A 19578-nucleotide genomic window follows, 5' to 3' on the forward strand; every position below is an offset into this window, starting at 1 on the left:
CGAGGATGAGCGGCACCGTTCCGTATCGCCCGAGGGCGGGGGAGATCCCGACCGACCCGGGCGTGTACCGATTCCTCGACGCCGACCGGCGCGTGCTGTACGTGGGCAAGGCCAAGAACCTGCGGGCACGGCTCTCGAACTACTTCGCGCCGCTCCGGACGCTGCACGAACGCACGCGCCGGATGGTGACCACTGCGGCATCCGTGGAATGGACCGTCGTGCAGAGCGACGTCGAGGCGCTGCAGCTCGAGATCACCTGGATCAACGAGCTCCATCCGCCCTTCAACGTGCGCTTCAAGGACGACAAGTCCTACCCCTACCTCGTGGTCACCCTCGCTGACGAGGCGCCCCGTGCGATGGTCTCGCGCAAGCGCGGGATCCCCGGCGCCCGGTACTTCGGGCCCTACCCCAAGGTGTGGGCGGTGAACGAGACGCTCGACCTGCTGATGAAGCTCTTCCCGATCCGCACCTGCAAGGACTCGGACTACAAGCGCGCGATGGCGAGTGGACGGCCGTGCTTCGCCGGCCAGATCGGCAAGTGCTTCGGGCCCTGCTCCGGCCGGGTGACGGTCGAGGAGCACCGCGCCAACGTCGACCGCTTCGTCGCCTTCATGCAGAACCAGGACCAGCGGATCCTCGGGGACCTCACCCGGCAGATGCAGTCCGCCGCGGCCGTGCAGGACTACGAGACCGCGGCGCGCCGGCGCGACCAGCTGCAGGCCGCGACGGCGTTCTTCGAGAAGAGCGCGGTCGTGCTCGGCGCGAAGGTGGACCTCGACGTCTTCGGCATCGACCATGACGAGCTCGCCGCCGCCGTGCACCTGTTCGTCGTACGGGGCGGGCGCGTGCGCGGCGTGCATTCGTGGACGGTCGACAAGGAGCTCGACGTGCCGCTCGGCGACCTCGTCGACTCGGTGCTGCAGAACGCGTACGGCGACGACCTCACGCCCGCCCGCGAGGTGGTGGTGCCCGAGCTGCCCGACGACGCCGAGGCCCTCGAGACCTGGCTCGGCACGCTGGCCTCCCGCAAGGTGCGGCTTCGCGTCGCGCATCGCGGCGACAAGGCGGCACTCCTCACGACGGCCACGCAGAACGCACGGCAGTCCCTCATGCTCTACAAGACGCGCCGCAGTGCGGACTTCACGACCCGGTCGCGCGCGCTCGAGGACATCCAGGAGGCGCTCGGCATGGCCGACGCGCCGCTGCGCATCGAGTGCTTCGACGTCTCGCACCTCAGCGGCACCAACATCGTCGCCTCGATGGTGGTCTTCGAGGACGGACTGCCCCGCAAGGACGAGTACCGCCGGTTCACGATCCCGAGTTCGTCCGACGACACCGACTCGATCCACCAGGTGCTCACGCGCCGGCTCGCCTACCTCGCGAAGCCCGGCCGCGACGACGCGACGGCGGCAGGCCCGGCCGCGACGGCCGACACGTCGGGCCTCGGCCCCGGCGTGGGCAACGGCGACGGCGAGTCTCCGGATGCCGCGGCGGTCTCCGAGCGACGCAGGAAGTTCGCCTATCGCCCGAACCTCCTCGTCGTCGACGGCGGCGAGCCGCAGGTCGCGGCAGCCGCCCGTGCGCTCGAGGAATCGGGCGTCGAGGGGATCTACCTGTGCGGCATCGCCAAGCGGCTCGAGGAGATCTGGACCCCCGACGCCGACTTCCCCGTGATCCTGCCGCGCAACAGCGACGCGCTGTTCCTCTTCCAGCGCGTGCGCGACGAGGCGCACCGCTTCGCGATCACGCATCAGCGGCAACGACGCAAGCGCGACATCGGCTCGGTGCTCTCGGGCATCCCCGGGCTCGGCCCCGCCCGGGTGAAGGAGCTGCTCAAGCACTTCGGTTCGGTGAAGCGACTCCGTGCGGCGAGCGAGACCGACATCGCCGAGGTCAAGGGAATCGGCCCCACGCTCGCGGCCACCGTGCATGCGCACCTTCGCGCCGACGGCGTGTCGGCGCCCCGGTAGGCTGGAGTGTCGACGCGCGGAAAGGGGGCCCGAGACGATGGCAGCTGAGGCCGAGCATCAGGAGATGCTCATCGTCACCGGCATGTCGGGTGCGGGCCGCTCCACCGTCGGCAACGCCCTCGAGGACCTCGGCTGGTACGTGGTCGACAACCTGCCGCCGCAGATGCTCCGTCCGCTCGTCGAGCTCGTGGAGCGCGCGGGCGCATCCCTGCCGCGCATCGCGGCGGTCGTCGACGTGCGAGGCCGCGACTTCTTCTCCGAGCTCCAGGACATCATCCAGGCGCTGCGCACGGGCGTGAACGTGCGCGTCGTCTTCCTCGACGCCACGGATGCCGTGCTGGTGCGCCGATTCGAGTCGGTGCGTCGCCCGCATCCCCTGCAGGGCAACGGCACGCTGCTCGACGGCATCGGCGCGGAGCGCACGCGCCTCGCCGAGCTGCGCGAGTCCAGCGACATCGTCGTCGACACCTCGGACCTGAACATCCACCAGCTCGCGACCCTCATCACCGAGACCTTCGCGGAGGCCGGGCGGGCGGGCCTGCATGTGACGATGCTGAGCTTCGGCTTCAAGTACGGGCTTCCCGCCGACGCCGACCTCGTCGCCGACGCACGATTCCTGCCGAACCCCTTCTGGATCCCGGAGCTCCGGCACCTCAACGGCGAGGACCCCGAAGTCGCGGACTACGTGCTCAGCCAGCCGGGGGCGCACGAGTTCATCGACGCCTATGCGGCGGCGCTGGAGCCGGTGCTGTCCGGCTACCAACGCGAGAACAAGCGACACGCGACCATCGCGGTCGGATGCACCGGCGGCAAGCACCGTTCGGTCGCGATCGTCCGCGAGCTCGCCGAGCGGATCGGACGGTTCCCGGGCGTGGCCGTCAGCGTGAAGCATCGCGATCGCGGCCGCGAGTGACCGGTCGCCGGACATGACGAATGAGAGGACATGACGTGGCACTGACCGCCGACGTGAAAGAGGAGCTCGCGCGGGTCGAGGTGTCGAAGACGAGTGTGCGGGCGGCGGAGCTCGCCGCGGTGCTGCGCTTCGCCGGCGGACTGCACATCATCTCGGGGCGTATCGCCATCGAGGCGGAGCTCGACTCGCCCACGATCGCCCGCCGGGTGACGCGCGATCTCGGCGAGCTCTACGGGGTGCGACCCGACGTGTCGGTGATCTCGCCATCGGGGATCCGGCGGTCGAACCAGTACCTGGTGCGCGTGCTCGACGGCGGCGAGACCCTCGCACGCCAGACCGGCCTGCTCGACGCCCGTCGACGCCCCGTGCGCGGCCTGCCCAACAAGCTCACCACCGGTTCGCGCGACGACGTCGCCGCGGTGTGGCGCGGCGCCTTCCTCGCGCACGGCAGCCTCACCGATCCGGGACGCTCGGCCGCGCTCGAGGTCACCTGCCCCGGAAACGAGACCGCGATGGCGCTCGTCGGCGCGGCCGGCCGCCTCGGCATCTCCGCGAAGGCCCGCGAGGTGCGCGGCGTGCACCGGGTCGTCATCCGCGACGGCGAGGCGATCAGCTCGATGCTCGCGCTCATGGGGGCCACCGACACCGTGCGCAACTGGGAGGAGCTCCGCCAGCGCCGGGAGGTGCGCGCCACCGCCAACCGCCTCGTGAACTTCGACGACGCCAACCTGCGGCGTTCGGCCCAGGCCGCGGTGGCCGCGTGCGCGCGGGTCGAGCGCGCCATGGAGCTCCTGGGCGACGACATCCCCGACCACCTCAAGTACGCGGGCGAGCTCCGGCTCGCCCACCGCGATGCGAGCCTCGACGAGCTCGGCCACCATGCCGACCCGCCCATGACGAAGGACGCGGTGGCGGGTCGCATCCGCCGCCTGCTCGCGATGGCCGACAAGCGCGCGATCGAGCTCGGCGTCCCCGGCACCGAGGCCAGCCTTCCCGCCGACCTCGACGACGTCTGAGCTGCGACCTCCGGCCGCCCGTCGCCGCGGAGCCGCGTCATCAGAGCATGACGGATGCCGCGGCATCCGTCATCGTCATGCGCCGTCGCAGACGCGTCAACCCCGACCGGCCCGCCACGGGCCGGGCATAGACTCGTGGATGCAGCCGCGGAACGCCGGGCAGGAGCCCGGAACGCCCGGCATCTGACAAGGAGAAGCAATGGCTGACTACACCCTCCCCGATCTGCCGTACGACTACTCGGCGCTCGAGCCGTCGATCAGCGGACGGATCATGGAGCTGCACCACTCGAAGCACCATCAGGCGTACGTGACCGGGGCGAACACCGCCCTCGCGCAGCTCGCCGAGGCGCGCGACTCGGACAATCTCGCCAACGTCAACAAGCTCGAGAAGGACCTCGCGTTCAACCTCGGCGGCCACGTCAACCACTCGATCTTCTGGACCAACCTGTCACCCGAGGGCGGCGACAAGCCGACCGGCGAGCTCGCCGCGGCGATCGACGACGAGTTCGGCTCGTTCGACAAGTTCCGCGCGCACTTCACCGCGACCGCGCTCGGCGTGCAGGGCTCCGGCTGGGCCGTGCTGGCCTGGGATTCGCTCGGCCAGCGGCCCATCATCGTGCAGTTCTTCGACCAGCAGGGCAACCTCCCCGCGGGCATCGTTCCGCTGCTCATGCTCGACGTCTGGGAGCACGCCTACTACCTCGACTACCAGAACGTCCGCGCCGACTACGTGAAGGCGTTCTGGAACATCGCGAACTGGGACAACGCCCAGCAGCGCCTCCAGGCCGCACGCGAGAAGACCTCAGGGCTGCTGCTACTGTCGTAGCGGATGGTGTCCCCGGACCCGTCCGGGGACACCGCCGTCCGATCCGTTCACCTTGGAATCGCGCACTCGCGCACGTCAATTCAGGAGACACCTGTGTCCGTAAAGATCGGCATCAACGGCTTCGGCCGCATCGGCCGCAACTACTTCCGCGCCGCTCTCGCCCAGGGCGCCGACCTCGAGATCGTCGCAGTGAACGACCTCACCGACAACAAGACGCTCGCCCACCTGCTGAAGTACGACTCGATCACGGGCCGCCTCGACGCGACCGTCGACTACGACGACGACCACATCATCGTCAACGGCACGGCGATCAAGGCGTTCGCCGAGCGCGACCCTGCGAACCTGCCGTGGGGCGACCTCGGCGTCGACATCGTCATCGAGTCGACGGGCTTCTTCACGAAGGCCGGCGACGCCCGCAAGCACATCGACGCCGGCGCCAAGAAGGTGCTGATCTCGGCGCCCGCCACCGACGAGGACGCGACCTTCGTCATGGGCGTGAACGAGCAGGACTACGACCCCGAACGCCACCACATCATCTCGAACGCGTCGTGCACGACCAACTGCCTTGCGCCGCTCGCGAAGGTGTTCAACGACGCGTTCGGCATCGAGCGCGGCCTGATGACGACCGTGCACGCCTACACCGCCGACCAGAACCTGCAGGACGGCCCCCACAAGGACCTGCGTCGTGCCCGCGCCGCGGCCGTCAACATCGTGCCGACCTCCACCGGTGCCGCGAAGGCCATCGGCCTCGTTCTCCCCGAGCTCGTCGGCAAGCTCGACGGCTTCGCGCTCCGCGTCCCGGTGCCCACCGGTTCCATCACCGACCTCACGGTCACCTCGTCGCGTCCGGTCACGGTCGACGAGGTCAAGGCCGCCTACAAGGCCGCCGCCGACGGCCCGATGAAGGGCATCCTGAAGTACACCGAAGACGAGATCGTCTCGAGCGACATCGTCTCCGACCCGCACTCCTCGATCTTCGACGCCGGGCTGCTCCGCGTCCTCGGCGACCAGGTGAAGCTCTCGAGCTGGTACGACAACGAGTGGGGCTACTCCAACCGACTCGTCGACCTGACCGAGTACGTCGCCGAACGCCTCTGAATCGAGCCATCGTGACCCTGCGAACGATCGAAACCCTCGGTCCGCTCGCCGGCAAGCGCGTCGTCGTCCGTTGCGACCTCAACGTCCCCCTCCAGGGCGAGGTCATCACGGACGACGGCCGCGTGCGGGCATCGGTCCCCACCCTCGAGGCCCTCGTCGGCCAGGGCGCCCGCGTCATCGTGGTCTCCCATCTCGGCCGCCCCGAGGGCGCGCCCGACCCGAGGTACAGCCTCGCGCCGGTGGCGGCGCGCCTCGACGAGCTGATCGACGCCCCGGTCGCCTTCGCCACCGACACGGTCGGCCCGGATGCCGCGGCGAAGGTCGCCGCGCTCGGCGACGGCGAGGTGCTGGTGCTCGAGAACCTGCGCTTCAACCCGGGCGAGACCTCGAAGAACGAGGCGGAGCGCACGGCGTTCGCCGGCGAGCTCGCCGGGTTCGCCGATGCCGTCGTCTCCGACGGGTTCGGCGTCGTGCACCGCAAGCAGGCGAGCGTGTACGAGCTCGAGCAGCTGCGGCCGAGCGCCGCGGGGCACCTGATCGCGTCCGAGCTCGACGTGCTCGACCGGCTCACCGAGTCGCCCGAGCGGCCGTACACGGTGGTGCTCGGCGGCTCGAAGGTGTCCGACAAGCTCGGTGTCATCGCGCACCTGCTCCCGCGGGTGAACACGCTGCTCATCGGCGGCGGCATGCTCTTCACCTTCCTCGCGGCCCAGGGCCACAAGGTGGGATCGAGCCTCCTCGAGGCCGACCAGATCGAGACGGTGCAGGGCTACCTCGCCGAGGCGGAGGAGCGCGGCGTCTCGATCGTGCTGCCCACCGACGTGGTCGTCGCGGCCTCCTTCTCGGCGGACGCCGATCACGTGGTGACGGCGGCCGACGCGATCGAGCAGACGCCGTTCGGGGCATCCGGACTCGGACTCGACATCGGGCCGGACACCGCGGCGGCCTTCGCCGAGCAGATCCGCCGCTCGCGCACCGTCTTCTGGAATGGGCCCATGGGCGTCTTCGAGCTCGCACCCTTCGCTGCGGGCACCCGCGCCGTCGCCCAGGCGCTCACCGAGCTCGACGGCCTCAGCGTCGTCGGCGGCGGCGACTCGGCCGCGGCCGTGCGCCAGTTGGGCTTCGACGACGCGGCATTCGGACACATCTCGACGGGCGGGGGCGCGAGCCTCGAGTTCCTCGAAGGCAAGAAGCTCCCCGGACTGGAGGTCCTCGGATGGCAGTGAAGCGCACCCCGTTCATCGCGGGCAACTGGAAGATGAACCTCGACCACCTGCAGTCGATCGCGTTCGTGCAGAAGCTCGCATGGTCGCTGGCCGACGCGAAGCACGACTTCGCCGACGCCGAGGTCGCGGTGTTCCCGCCGTTCACCGACCTCCGCTCGGTCCAGACGCTCATCGCGGCGGACTCGCTGCCGCTCGCGTACGGTGCCCAGGACCTCTCGGCGCACGACTCGGGCGCGTACACGGGCGAGATCTCCGGCGCGTTCCTCGCGCAGCTCGACTGCACGTACGTGATCATCGGTCACTCCGAGCGCCGCACGCTGCACCACGAGACCGACCTCGACGTGAACGCCAAGGTCGTCGCCGCGCAGCGTCACGGGCTCGTGCCCGTGATCTGCGTGGGAGAGACCGCCGAGGACCTCGAGGCGCACGGACCGAGCGCGGTCCCCGTACGCCAGCTGCGCACGGCGCTCGCGGGCGTCGACGGGTCCAAGGGCATCGTGGTCGCATACGAGCCGGTCTGGGCGATCGGCTCCGGCCAGGCGGCGACGCCCGAGCAGGCGCAGCAGGTGTGCGAAGCGCTTCGGGGCGTGATCGCCGAGCTGCTCGGCGCCGACGTCGCCGCGGCCACGCGCATCCTCTACGGCGGTTCCGTGAAGGCGACGAACATCGCGTCGTTCCTGCGCGAACCCGACGTCGACGGGGCGCTCGTCGGCGGAGCGAGCCTCGACATCGACGAGTTCTCGAGCATCGTGCGGTTCAAGAAGCACGTCGGCGCCTGAGCGCGGGTCCCAAGGCACCGCCGCACGTGCGGCTATACTCGATTGTCGGCACTGACACCCTGCGTCGTGCCCGGAAAGGTTCACCGTGGAGATTCTCCAGGTCGTCCTGCAGGTGCTGCTCGGTCTCACGAGCCTCCTGCTGACGCTGCTCATCCTGCTGCACAAGGGCCGCGGCGGCGGTCTGTCCGACATGTTCGGCGGCGGCGTCACGTCCAGCCTCGGCGCATCCGGGGTGGCGGAGCGAAACCTCAACCGGATCACGGTCATCCTCGGCCTCGTCTGGATCACGTGCATCGTGGTGCTCGGGCTCATCACCAAGTTCGACGCCGGAATCTGACGGGAACGACATGGCATCAGGAAACAGCGCCATCCGGGGCTCGCGCGTCGGCGCCGGTCCGATGGGCGAGCAGGACCGCGGCTTCCACGCCGACCGCGTCGCCGTGAGCTACTGGGACGCCCAGGGGAACGAGACCGTGCGGTACTTCGCGGCCAACCTCCCCGAAGAGGAGATCCCCGACATCATCGACAGCCCGTCGACCGGGCTTCCTGCGGGGCGCGACAAGGACAACCCGCCGTCGGTGTCCAAGCTCGAGCCGTACAAGACGCACCTCGCCTACGTGAAGGAGCGCCGCACCGACGAGGAGGCCGCCGCGCTCCTCGAGGAGGCACTGACCCAGCTCCGCACGCGACGCGGGCAGATCGCCCCGCAGGACTGAGTCGGCGCGTCGCCAGCGACGTCGGGAGGGGCCAGCCGCCAGGCTGGCCCCTCACGTGCGTCGGGGCGGCATCGCGGAAGCGGCGTCCGCCCGCGCCCGCCGGCCCCACCGGTCAGTAGTCGCGGGCGATGAGCGACTCGGGCACCTCAGCCGCGGCATCCGCGTCGACGAAGAAGACCGTGCGGCGTCGCCCCTTGATGCCGGCCACCGGCACCTCGTCGCGGCTCGCGCCCGCGAGCGCGAGTCCGAGCGCCGAGGCCTTGTCGGCCCCCGCCAGCACGAGCCAGATCCGCTGCGACGAATTGATGACCGGACGCGTGAGGCTGAGCCGCTCGGGGGGCGGCTTCGGCGAGTTGCGCACCGGGATCACGGTGCGATCGGTGACCTGGATGCCGGATCGGTGCGGGAAGAGCGAGGCGATGTGGCCGTCGGGCCCCACGCCGAGGAAGGTGATGTCGAAGATCGGATGCTCGAGGCCGTCGACGCCGTGCTGCGAGAGCTCCGCCGCGTAGGCGTCCGCCGCTTCGTCGAGGCTCATCCCGGACTCCGAGGACGGGAACGGGTGCACGTTCCCGTCGGGCACGTCCAGGTCGTCGAGCAGGGCCGTGCGCGCCTGCTCGTCGTTGCGATCCTCGTGACGGTCGGGCACCCAGCGCTCGTCACCCCACCAGAAGTGCACGCGCGACCAGTCGATCGACGTGCGCGCGGGTGAGGCCGCCACCGCGTCGAGCACCGCGGACCCCATCGACCCGCCGGTCAGCACGACGTGGGCGACCGCCTGCGCGTCGAGGATGTCGAGCATCTTCGTGATGAACCGCGCCGAGACGGAACTCGCCAGTGACGCCTTGTCGGGATGGACGAGTACCCGCCGCTCATTGGTCATGCATGGACTCCTTCGGCCTCCGCGTCGCCGAGCAGCGAGAGGCCGCTCGTGATCACCTCACCGTACAACTCATCGGGGTCGAGCCGGCGGAGTTCGTCGGCGAGGCAGTCGCGGAGGTTGCGGCGGGGGAGTGCCACGTCATGGACGGGCTGGCCGGGCTGGCGCAGGGTGGCGATGCCGGGCACGTCGCGTACGAGCTCGACGGTGCCGCCCTCGCGCTCGAGTCGCACGCCGTGGATGCCGTGCGAGCCCTGCTCGACGGGTGTCAGCACGTACGACGTCGGCGCGTCCAACTGGAGCCGCAGCCACGCGGCCAGGAGCGTGGTCGACGGCGAATCGATCGCGCCGGTCACGCGGACGCCGGTGATCGGCTCGTACGGCGGCTGGTCGAGCACCGCGGCGAGCTGGGCGCGCCAGAGCGTGAGCCGGGTCCACGCGAAGTCGGCGTCGCCCGGGGTGTAGCTCGACGCGAGCGAATGGAGCGAGCCCTGCGGATCGCGCTGCGTCGAGGCATCCGTGATGCGCCGGTGGGCGATGCGGCCGAGGGCGGCCTCACCGGGCACGGGCGGCGCGATGCCGGGCCACCAGGTGACCACCGGCGCGTCGGGCAGCAGGAGGCCCATGACGAGGCTCTCCTCGTCGAGGGCCGCGTCGCCGCAGGCGCGGAGCACGATGACCTCGCTCGCCCCGGCGTCGCCACCGACCCGGATCTCCGCATCGAGGCGGGCCTCGGCGTCGGGCAGCTCGTCGGGGTCGCTCGAGACCACGATGACGCGCATCGGATGCTCGCGCGAGGCGTCGTTCGCGGCCTCGATCGCCTCCTCCTCGCTGCCGGGCGAGGTGGCGATCACCAGGGTCAGCACGCGTCCGAGCGCGACGACGCCGCCCTCCTCGCGGATCTTCACCAGCGTCTTGGAGACCTGGCTCGTCGTCGTGTCGGGCAGTTCGACGATCATGGGCGCCTCCAGCTTCGTCCGTCGCGGTGCAGCAGCTCGTCGGCCGAGCTCGGCCCCCAGGTTCCGGGGCGGTACTGCTCGGGCTGGCCCTGCGTCGTCCAGAACTCCTCGATCGGATCGAGGATCTTCCAGGAGAGCTCGACCTCCTCCTGCCGGGGGAACAGCGGGGGGTCGCCGAGCAGCACGTCGAGGATGAGGCGCTCGTAGGCCTCGGGGCTCGCCTCGGTGAACGCGTGGCCGTAGCCGAAGTCCATCGTGACGTCGCGCACCTGCATGCCCGCGCCCGGCACCTTCGAGCCGAATCGGATCGTGACGCCTTCATCGGGCTGCACGCGGATGACGAGCGCGTTCTGGCCGAGCTGCGACGTCTGGCTGTCGGCGAACACCTGCTGCGGCGCGCGCTTGAAGACCACCGCGATCTCGGTGACGCGGCGCCCGAGGCGCTTGCCGGCGCGCAGGTAGAACGGCACCCCGGCCCAGCGCCGAGTGCCGATCAGGAGCTTCATGGCCGCATACGTCTCGGTCGTCGACTCGGGGTTCATCCCGTCCTCGTCGAGGAAGCCCACGACCTTCTCGCCGCCCTGCCAGCCGCCGGAGTACTGGCCGCGGGCCGTGCCGACCGCGAGGTCCTCAGGTAGTCGCACGGCCGCCAGGATCTTCTCCTTCTCGGCGCGCAGGTCGGCGGCGTCGAAGGAGATCGGCTCCTCCATCGCCGTGAGCGCGAGGAGCTGGAGGAGGTGGTTCTGGATGACGTCGCGTGCCGCTCCGATGCCGTCGTAGTAGCCGGCACGACCGCCCACGCCGATGTCCTCGGCCATGGTGATCTGCACGTGGTCGACGAAGTTCGCGTTCCAGATCGGCTCGTACAGCTGGTTCGCGAAGCGCAGGGCCAGGATGTTCTGGACCGTCTCCTTGCCCAGGTAGTGATCGATACGGAACACCGAGTCGGGCGGGAACACCGACGCGACGACGTCGTTCAGCTCGCGGGCGGACTGCAGGTCGGAGCCGAACGGCTTCTCGATCACCACGCGGCGCCACTGGTCGTCGTGCTGCTCGGTGAGGCCCGACCGCTTCAGCTGGGCCACCACCAGGGGGAACGACTTCGGCGGGATCGACAGGTAGAAGGCGTGGTTGCCCATCGTGCCGCGCTCGCGGTCGAGCTCCTCGACGACGGCGTGCAGCCGATCGAATGCCGCATCGTCGTCGAAGTCGCCCTGCACGAAGCGGACGCCGCGCGCGAGCTGCTTCCACACGTCCTCGCGGAACTCGGTGCGGGCGTACTGCTTCACCGAGTCGTGGACGACCTTCTCGAAGTCCTGGTCGTCCCAGTCGCGCCGCGCGAATCCGACCAGTGCGAAGCCGGGCGGCAGCAGCCCGCGGTTCGCGAGGTCGTAGACCGCGGGCATGAGCTTCTTGCGGGAGAGGTCGCCGGTCACGCCGAAGATGATGAGGCTCGACGGGCCGGCGATCCGGTTGAGGCGGTAGTCCTTGGGCGAGCGCAGCGGGTTCCGTTGCGCGGAGATCTCTGCCGGAGCCATGCGGATCCCCTCCGGATCAGCCGACGGCGTCGAACAACGTCGCGATGTTCGCGGCGGGGTCCGTCAGCGTGAGGGTCAGCACGGGCCGGCCGTGCTCGGCGAGCACGCTCGCGTCACCGGACGCCTGCGCGGCGATGAGCTCGCCGAACGTGAACGGACGGTCGGGGATCGCGAGGTCCACCGCCGGGGTCTCCGTGATCTGCAGGAACACGCCGACCGCGGGGCCGCCCTTGTGGAACTGGCCCGTGGAGTGGAGGAACCGCGGCCCCCAGCCGAAGGTGACGGGCCGGCCGGCGCGCTCCGCGAGCAGGTCGCGCAGGCGCGCGAGCTCGGGGTGGGCGACGCGGTCGACGTAGGCCTGCACGGAGACGTACCCGTTCGCGGGGAGCTCCTCGAAGAGCACGTCGATGGCCGAGACGAGGTCGCTCGAGGCGCCGATCACGTCGGGCGTGCCGCGCACCTCGATGCCGTCGGCGACGAAGGCCGCGGGCGCCGGCTCGGGGCGGGCGTCGAGCAGGCCACGCGCCGCGATCTTCGCCGACTCGACGTCGGGCTGGTCGAACGGGTTGATGCCGAGCAGGCGTCCGGCCACGGCCGTGGCGTACTCCCACACGAGCAACTGCGCGCCGAGGCTGCCCGAGACCCGGATCTCGCCGGTGTCGTGGTGGCTGAAGATCTGGTCGCCGGCGTCGTCGACGAGGCGCACGACCTGCAGGTCGGCGAGGCCCGCCGAGAGCTCGGGGGCGTCCTTCTCGACCACGACGGGCAGGATGCCGGTGCCCTCCTTGCCGGTGGACTCGGCGATGAGCTGCTCGGCCCAGTCGGCGAATCCGACGATGTGCGTGCCGTCGGCGACGATCGCGAGCTTGTCGCGCAGGGGGACCGTCGCCGCGATCGCGGCGCCGAGCACGAGCCCGGGGTTCTCGGGGCTGTCGATGGCGAGCGAGAGCTCGATCGTCTCGGCCTCATCGAGGATCTCGGCGATGTCGGCGCCCGCGAGGCCCGACGGGACGAGCCCGAAGGCGGTGAGCGCCGAATAGCGGCCGCCGACGGTCGGGTCGGCGTTGAACACCCGGTAGCCGGCCGCACGGGCGGACTCGTCGAGGGGCGAACCCGGGTCGGTCACGACGATGATGCGCGTCGCCGGGTCGATGCCGGCGTCGCGGAACGCCTGCTCGTAGACGCGGCGCTGGCTGTCGGTCTCGACCGTGGAGCCCGACTTCGAGGAGATGACGATGGCCGATTCGGCCAGCCGGTCGGCGAGGGCGGCCCGCACCTGGCCGGGTTCCGTCGAGTCGAGCACGGTGAGCTCGACGCGGGCGGTGCGGGTGATGACCTCGGGGGCGAGCGAGGACCCGCCCATGCCGCCGAGCACGATGTGCGTGACGCCGTCGGCCTCGAGCTGCTCGCGCAGGGCCTCGATCTCGGGCACCAACGGGCGGGACACGGCCACGGCCTCGGTCCAGCCGAGGCGCTTCGACGCCTCGTCCTCCGCTGCGGGACCCCAGAGCTCGGCGTCCTGCCCGGTGATGCCGCTTGCGACGAGGTCGGCGACGAGGACGGGGACGGTGCGGCGGACCGCGTCGGAGGCCGCGCCGCTGACGGAGATGCGGAAGCTCATCGCGCCGCCTCCAGCGCGGTGCGGACCGTGCCGAGCAGCTCGTGCCAGGAGACGATGAACTTCTCCACGCCCTCGCGCTCGAGCACCGCGGTCACGTCGTCGTAGTCGACGCCTACGCGGGCCAGCGAGTCGAGCACGGCCCCGGCGTCGGCGTAGGCGCCGGTGACCGTGTCGCCGACGATCTCGCCGTGGTCGAAGGTCGCCTCCAGCGTCTTCTCGGGCATCGTGTTCACGACCCCCGGGGCGACGAGCTCGGTGACGTACAGCGTGTCGGGCAGCGCCGGGTCCTTGACGCCCGTCGACGCCCACAGCGGGCGCTGGCGATTCGCGCCCGCCTCGAGGAGGGCCGTGGCCCGCTCGCCGCCGAACACCTGCTCGTACAGCTCGTACGCGAGCCGGGCGTTCGCGACACCCGCCTTGCTCTTGAGGGCGAGGGCCTCGTCGGTGCCGATCGCGGTGAGTCGCTTGTCGATCTCGGTGTCGACGCGCGACACGAAGAACGACGCGACCGAGTGGATGGTGGAGAGGTCGATGCCCGCGCCCTTCGCCTGCTCGAGGCCGGCGAGGTAGGCGTCGATCACCTGCCGGTAGCGGTCGAGGCTGAAGATGAGCGTGACGTTGACGCTGATGCCGGCGCCGATCACCGCGGTGATCGCGTCGAGGCCCTCGACGGTCGCCGGGATCTTGATCATCACGTTCGGCCGGTCGACCTTCTCCCACAGGGCGTGCGCCTGCTCGATGGTGCGTGCCGTGTCGTTGGCGAGGTCGGGAGCGACCTCGATCGACACGCGGCCGTCGTAGCCGCCGCTCGCGTCGTAGACGGGGCGGAAGATGTCGGCCGCGTCGCGCACGTCGTCGGTCGTGGCCTCGAACACCGCCGTGTCGAGGTCGGCGCCGGACTCGGCGAGGCCGTGCAGCTGCGCCCGGTAGGCGTCGCCCTTGGCGAGCGCGCCGGCGAAGATCGTCGGGTTGGTGGTGACGCCGACGACGTTGCGGTCGGCGATCAGCCGCGCGAGGTCTCCGGAGGTGATGCGTTCGCGCGACAGGTCGTCGAGCCAGATGCTCACGCCGGCCTCGGAGAGCGCGGCGGTGGGGGAGTTGGTGCTCATGGGGATGTGTCTCCTTCGTGCGCGCGTCAGGCCGACGCGAGCGTTTCCTTCGCGGCGGCGACGACGGCGTCCGTCGTGATGCCGAACTCGCGGAACAGGGTCTTGTAGTCGGCGGACGCGCCGAAGTGCTCGATCGACACGCTGCGTCCGCGGTCGCCGACATAGGGGCGCCAGGTGAGCGCGATGCCGGCTTCGACGGAGACGCGGGCGGTCACGGAGGCCGGGAGGACGGACTCGCGGTACGCGGCATCCTGCTGCTCGAACCACTCGAGGCTCGGGGCGGACACGACGCGCGCCTGGATGCCCTCGGTCGCGAGCCGCTCGCGCGCGGCGACGGCGAGCTGCACCTCCGAGCCGGTGGCGATGATGATGACCTCGGGCGTGCCCGACGGTGCCTCGGCCAGCACGTACGCACCCCGTGCGAGGCCCTCGGCCGCCGCGAGGGTGTCACCGGATGCCTCGTCGTCGCCGCGCTCGAACACCGGGATGTTCTGCCGGGTGAGCGCGATGCCCACGGGGCCGTCGTGGCGCTTGAGGATCTCGTGCCAGGCGACCGCCACCTCGTTGGCGTCGGCCGGGCGCACGACCGTGAACCCCGGGATGGCGCGGAGGGTGGCGAGCTGCTCGATCGGCTGGTGCGTCGGGCCGTCCTCGCCGAGCGCGACGGAGTCGTGCGTCCACACGAAGATCGACGGCACCCGCATGAGCGCGGCGAGGCGCACCGCCGGCCGCATGTAGTCGCTGAAGATGAGGAACGTGCCGCCGAACGCGCGCGTCCTGCCGTGCAGCACGATGCCGTTGACGATCGCGGCCATCGCGTGCTCGCGGATGCCGAAGTGCAGCACGCGGCCGTAGGGGTTGCCCGCGAACTCGTGCGTTGACCACTCGGTGGGGATGAACGAGGCGGCGTCGTTGATCGTCGTGAGGTTCGACTCGGCGAGGTCGGCCGAGCCGCCCCAGAACTCGGGGAGCACGCCGGCGAGGGCGTTGATGACCTTGCCGGATGCCGCTCGGGTGGAGACCTCGGTGCCGCCCTCGAACGACGGCAGCACCGAGGCCACGTCGGCGGGGAGCTCGCCGGCCTCGAGCCGGTCGAGCAGCGCCTTGCGCTCGGGGTTGGCCGCGGCCCAGGCGTCGAACGCCACCTGCCATTCGGCGTGCTGCACGGCGCCGCGCTCGCGCGCCTCGCGGGTGTGCTCGAGCACGTCCTCCGCGATGACGAAGGTCTGCTCGGGGTCGAAGCCCAGCACCTCCTTGGTGGCGGCCAGCTCGGCGGCGCCGAGGGCGGAGCCGTGGATCTTGCCGGTGTTCTGCTTGCCGGGGCTCGGCCAGCCGATGATCGTCTTCAGGATGATGATCGACGGCTTGGACGTCTCGCCCTGGGCGGCCTCGATCGCGCGGTGGAGCTCCGCGACATCCTCGACGTACTGGCCGGTCTTCTTCCAGTCGACGGTCTGCACGTGCCAGCCGTACGCCTCGTAGCGCTTGGCGACGTCCTCGGTGAAGGCGATGTTCGTGTCGTCCTCGATGGAGATCTGGTTCGAGTCGTAGATCACGACGAGGTTGCCGAGCTGCTGGTGGCCGGCGAGGGAGGAGGCCTCGCTGGTCACGCCCTCCTGCAGGTCGCCGTCGCCGGCGACGACGTAGACGAAGTGGTCGAAGGGGCTCGTGCCGGGCGCGGCATCGGGGTCGAAGAGGCCGCGTTCGAAGCGCGACGCGTAGGCGAAGCCCACGGCCGACGAGAGGCCCTGCCCGAGCGGGCCCGTGGTGATCTCGACGCCGTCGGTGTGGCCGTACTCGGGGTGGCCCGGGGTCTTGGAGCCCCACGTGCGCAGCGCCTTCAGGTCGTCGAGCTCGAGCCCGTCGCCAGCGAGGTAGAGCTGCACGTACTGGGTCAGGGAGCTGTGGCCTGCGGAGAGGATGAATCGATCGCGCCCGAGCCAGGCGTGGTCGGCCGGGTCGCGGCGCATGACCTTCTGGAAGAGGAGGTACGCGGCGGGCGCGAGGCTCATCGCGGTGCCGGGGTGCCCGTTCCCGACCTTCTCGACGGCGTCGGCCGCGAGTACGCGCGCCGTGTCGACCGCGCGATCGTCGATGGGTTCCCACTGCAGATTGGCCACGAGGTGCTGTTCCTTCCGATCGTGACGGCGTCGGGAACCGTGGGCCCCGACCCGCCGGGACGTTGCGGCGCGGTTCCGCCCGGCGGCGGATTCGGCCGGACACGTCGAGCGTGACGCCGGCTTGGTCGAACCCGCGAAGCCGGGCGCGCAATCCTCAGTATATGGATTCGGGGGTGCTCTGTGACGGGGGATGACTCACATGGCAATCCGCGCTATGTGAGGCGGAAAGCGTATTCCGTCAGACCGTGCCGCGGCATGGCCTAGAATCGTCAGGGGTCGCGCGGGGAGTGGTCGAATCGTGCCCGCGCCCGGAAGAGGAACGATGCAGGCAGCCGTACACACTCGCGAGTCGCGACCGGCGATGACGGTACGACGCAAGGCCGCGGCGTACCTCGCACTCACCAAGCCGCGGGTGATCGAACTGCTGCTCGTGGTCACCGCTCCCACGATGATCCTCGCGCAGAACGGCCTGCCCGACCTCTGGCTGCTCGTCGCCACGCTCATCGGCGGCGCCATGAGCGCCGGCTCCGCCGGCGCGTTCAACTGCTACATCGACCGCGACATCGACCGCGTCATGAAGCGCACCCGGGGCCGACCCCTCGTCACCGGCGAGCTCACCGACGGCGAGGCGCTCGTGTTCGCGTACGCCCTCGGTGCGGCATCCATCGCCTGGCTCTGGCTCTTCACCAACTGGCTCGCCGCGGCCCTGTCGCTCGGCGCGATCCTGCTGTACGTGGTCTTCTACAGCCTCATCCTCAAGCGCCGCACGTCGCAGAACATCGTGTGGGGCGGCGTCGCCGGCTGCATGCCCGTGCTCATCGGCTGGGCGGCGGTCACCGGCAGCCTCACATGGACGCCGTTCATCCTGTTCCTCATCATCTTCCTCTGGACGCCGCCGCACTATTGGCCGCTCTCGATGAAGTACAAGGACGACTACGCCGCGGCCGGCGTGCCGATGCTGGCGGTCGTGCGGGGACGCGCGCAGGTGGGACTGCAGGTCATCCTGTACGCGTGGGCGACCGTCGCGTGCTCGCTGCTGCTCATCCCCGTCGCGGGCATGGGCCTGCTGTACTCAAGTGTCGCGCTCGTCACGGGCGCCTGGTTCATCTACGAGACCCACCGCCTGTACAACCTCGCCATCCGGCACGAGCAGGTCTCGCCGATGCGCGTGTTCCACGGCTCCATCGTGTACCTTTCGCTGCTCTTCCTCGCGATCGGCATCGATCCGCTGCTGCCGTTCTAGCCTCACGACTCCGGGTCGTCGAACATGCGGTCGTCGTCGTGCGCCGCGTAGAACGCGGACTGGCGCCGCATGATCTCGGCCATGCCGCTCGCACGGTCGACGCCGTACACCGTGCCGGGGAAGTCGAGCTCCCGCTGGATGGCCCAGATCTCCTCGTGCCGGTCGGGGGAGAGGAGCCGCGCGGGCGTTCCGACGGCCACCCACGCGATCGGCACCACGGCGCCGGGCTCCAGCGTCGTGTTCACCTGCACCACGCCGTTGATGCGCACCTCCGCACCGCGGCCGACCGTCGCTCCGGGGAACACCGACGCACCGGTGGCGATGAAGGCCTCGTCCGCGATCGTCGCGCCGTTCACCTGCGCGTGCGGGCCGACGAGCACGTGGTCTCCGATGGCGACCGGATGCCGCACCCGACCGCGTACGAGGGCGTGCTCCATGACGACGCATTCCTCGCCGACGACGATCGCGCCGTCCTCTGCGGTGAGCACCGCACCGTGGAGGATGCGGGTGCGGGGGCCGATCCGGACGTCGCCCGACAGCACCGCGGTGGGTGCGACGGTGGCCGACGGATCGACCGTCGGGCGTCGGCCGCGATGCTCGATCAGCACGGTCGCCGCGATCTCAGCGGGCGGACGCCGCGGCCGGCGCGGCCTCGGTCGACGTCGGCGTCGTGGCGGGCGCCTTGAGGCGCAGCACCACGACGGTCATGGCCGCGGCCGTGAGTGCGGCGAGCACCATGTGCACGCCGACCGCGAGGGGCGGCAGGCCGGTGCGCGCCTGGTAGAGGCCGACAGCCACCTGCACGAGCTCGACGGCCAGGAGCACGATGAGCGCGCGCAGGGTCGGGAGGCGCAGGCGCCATGCCGCGACGAGCAGCACCAGGGTGAGTGCGAGCAGCGCGTAGCCGGGCCAGGCGTGCACGTGCTGGAAGAGCTCGGAGTCGATCCCGTTGCGACCGGCGGCGGCGTCGCCCGAGTGCGGACCCGAGCCGGTCGTGAGCACGCCGAACACGATCGTGAGCGCGAGCACGGCGGTCGTCGCGTGCGTGAGGCCCGCGTACCACCCGGGCACCGCACGCTCGCGCGGTCCGGCGGGAGCGTCCATGCGCACGAGGAACGCGGCGCAGACGCAGACGAGCACGAGCGAGGAGACGTAGTGGAACCCGACGATGAAGGGGTTCAGCCCGGTCCAGACCGTGATGCCGCCGACGATCGCCTGGGCCACGATGCCGGCGCCCACCACGAATGCCAGCGTGAAGAGGTCGCGGCGCCGGGACCGGATCCGCCACACCAGCACGAACAGCACGAGCGCGATGATGCCCACGACGCCCGTCATCATGCGATTGCCGAACTCGATGAGGCCGTGGATGCCCATCTCGGGCGTGGCGACCAGTGAGTCGGGCGTGCAGGTCGGCCAGGTGGGGCATCCGAGGCCGGAACCGGTGAGCCGCACGGCCCCGCCCGTCGCGATGATCGTGGTCTGCGCGATGAAGGACAGCCAGGCGAACAGGCGGATCCGCCCGTCGACGTGGTCGGGCAGCCACTGGATGAAGCGGTTCACGCTG

General features: G+C 70.7%; 18 protein-coding genes. 10 read left to right on the forward strand and 8 right to left on the reverse strand.

The window, feature by feature from the left end; genetic code table 11:
- Positions 1 to 5 precede the first annotated feature (5 nt).
- From uvrC to EV187_RS09690, 9 genes are all read left to right on the forward strand, one after another.
- The gene (gene uvrC / locus EV187_RS09650; protein WP_130352826.1) at positions 6 to 1970 is read left to right on the forward strand and encodes an excinuclease ABC subunit UvrC; all 1965 of its coding nucleotides are present in this window, start codon (positions 6 to 8) and stop codon (positions 1968 to 1970) included.
- 64 nt (positions 1971 to 2034) lie between these two features.
- Complete coding sequence (gene rapZ, locus EV187_RS09655; RefSeq protein WP_242609525.1) at positions 2035 to 2883, forward strand: RNase adapter RapZ; 849 nt, start codon at positions 2035 to 2037, stop codon at positions 2881 to 2883.
- Positions 2884 to 2918: 35 nt separating this feature from the next.
- Positions 2919 to 3899, forward strand: a complete 981-nt coding sequence (gene whiA / locus EV187_RS09660) for a DNA-binding protein WhiA (RefSeq protein ID WP_130352828.1) — start codon at positions 2919 to 2921, stop codon at positions 3897 to 3899.
- A 199-nt stretch (positions 3900 to 4098) separates the two neighbouring features.
- A complete protein-coding gene (locus EV187_RS09665) occupies positions 4099 to 4725 on the forward strand; it encodes a superoxide dismutase (protein ID WP_130352829.1) in 627 nt (208 codons plus the stop codon).
- 93 nt (positions 4726 to 4818) lie between these two features.
- Positions 4819 to 5823 (forward strand): type I glyceraldehyde-3-phosphate dehydrogenase, encoded by a 1005-nt coding sequence (gap, locus tag EV187_RS09670; RefSeq protein WP_130352830.1) that lies wholly within the window; start codon positions 4819 to 4821, stop codon positions 5821 to 5823.
- Between the two features lie 11 nt (positions 5824 to 5834).
- Positions 5835 to 7049, forward strand: a complete 1215-nt coding sequence (locus EV187_RS09675; RefSeq protein WP_130352831.1) for a phosphoglycerate kinase — start codon at positions 5835 to 5837, stop codon at positions 7047 to 7049.
- Positions 7040 to 7828: a triose-phosphate isomerase gene (tpiA, locus tag EV187_RS09680; protein ID WP_130352832.1), complete on the forward strand. Its 789-nt coding sequence runs from the start codon at positions 7040 to 7042 to the stop codon at positions 7826 to 7828. Before EV187_RS09675 ends, tpiA begins: the two co-directional genes overlap by 10 nt.
- An 85-nt stretch (positions 7829 to 7913) precedes the next feature.
- On the forward strand, positions 7914 to 8165 hold the full coding sequence (secG, locus tag EV187_RS09685) for a preprotein translocase subunit SecG (protein ID WP_130352833.1): 252 nt from the start codon (positions 7914 to 7916) through the stop codon (positions 8163 to 8165).
- A 10-nt stretch (positions 8166 to 8175) separates the two neighbouring features.
- Positions 8176 to 8544 carry an RNA polymerase-binding protein RbpA gene (locus EV187_RS09690; protein WP_130352834.1) on the forward strand — a complete coding sequence of 123 codons (369 nt, stop codon included), beginning with the start codon at positions 8176 to 8178 and terminating at the stop codon, positions 8542 to 8544.
- 112 nt (positions 8545 to 8656) lie between these two features.
- Here the strand turns inward: EV187_RS09690 and pgl are convergent, their stop codons facing one another.
- From pgl to tkt, 6 genes are read right to left on the reverse strand one after another with little or no spacing between them, the layout of a single operon-like run.
- A complete protein-coding gene (gene pgl, locus EV187_RS09695) occupies positions 8657 to 9427 on the reverse strand; it encodes a 6-phosphogluconolactonase (RefSeq protein ID WP_130352835.1) in 771 nt (256 codons plus the stop codon).
- Entirely contained in the window at positions 9424 to 10383 is a 960-nt protein-coding gene (locus tag EV187_RS09700; RefSeq protein WP_130352836.1) for a glucose-6-phosphate dehydrogenase assembly protein OpcA, read from the reverse strand. Before EV187_RS09700 ends, pgl begins: the two co-directional genes overlap by 4 nt.
- A complete protein-coding gene (gene zwf, locus EV187_RS09705; protein ID WP_130352837.1) occupies positions 10380 to 11921 on the reverse strand; it encodes a glucose-6-phosphate dehydrogenase in 1542 nt (513 codons plus the stop codon). The genes EV187_RS09700 and zwf overlap by 4 nt, the downstream gene beginning before the upstream one ends.
- Positions 11922 to 11937: 16 nt before the next feature.
- On the reverse strand, positions 11938 to 13542 hold the full coding sequence (locus EV187_RS09710) for a glucose-6-phosphate isomerase (protein ID WP_130352838.1): 1605 nt from the start codon (positions 13540 to 13542) through the stop codon (positions 11938 to 11940).
- Positions 13539 to 14651, reverse strand: coding sequence for a transaldolase (tal, locus tag EV187_RS09715; protein ID WP_130352839.1), 1113 nt, complete (start codon positions 14649 to 14651; stop codon positions 13539 to 13541). Before tal ends, EV187_RS09710 begins: the two co-directional genes overlap by 4 nt.
- A gap of 26 nt (positions 14652 to 14677) precedes the next feature.
- Positions 14678 to 16771, reverse strand: a complete 2094-nt coding sequence (gene tkt / locus EV187_RS09720; protein ID WP_130352840.1) for a transketolase — start codon at positions 16769 to 16771, stop codon at positions 14678 to 14680.
- 322 nt (positions 16772 to 17093) lie between these two features.
- Here tkt and EV187_RS09725 point away from each other — a divergent pair, with 322 nt between their 5' ends.
- The gene (locus EV187_RS09725; protein WP_130352841.1) at positions 17094 to 18014 is read left to right on the forward strand and encodes a heme o synthase; all 921 of its coding nucleotides are present in this window, start codon (positions 17094 to 17096) and stop codon (positions 18012 to 18014) included.
- A 2-nt stretch (positions 18015 to 18016) separates the two neighbouring features.
- Here the strand turns inward: EV187_RS09725 and EV187_RS09730 are convergent, their stop codons facing one another.
- Together EV187_RS09730 and EV187_RS09735 are read right to left on the reverse strand one after the other, a co-directional pair.
- Positions 18017 to 18622 carry a gamma carbonic anhydrase family protein gene (locus EV187_RS09730; protein ID WP_130352842.1) on the reverse strand — a complete coding sequence of 202 codons (606 nt, stop codon included), beginning with the start codon at positions 18620 to 18622 and terminating at the stop codon, positions 18017 to 18019.
- 13 nt (positions 18623 to 18635) lie between these two features.
- Positions 18636 to 19574 carry a COX15/CtaA family protein gene (locus tag EV187_RS09735; protein ID WP_130352843.1) on the reverse strand — a complete coding sequence of 313 codons (939 nt, stop codon included), beginning with the start codon at positions 19572 to 19574 and terminating at the stop codon, positions 18636 to 18638.
- Between the last annotated feature and the right edge of the window lie 4 nt (positions 19575 to 19578).

The sequence above is a fragment of the Agromyces ramosus genome (genome assembly GCF_004216665.1).
Classification (GTDB): domain Bacteria; phylum Actinomycetota; class Actinomycetes; order Actinomycetales; family Microbacteriaceae; genus Agromyces; species Agromyces ramosus.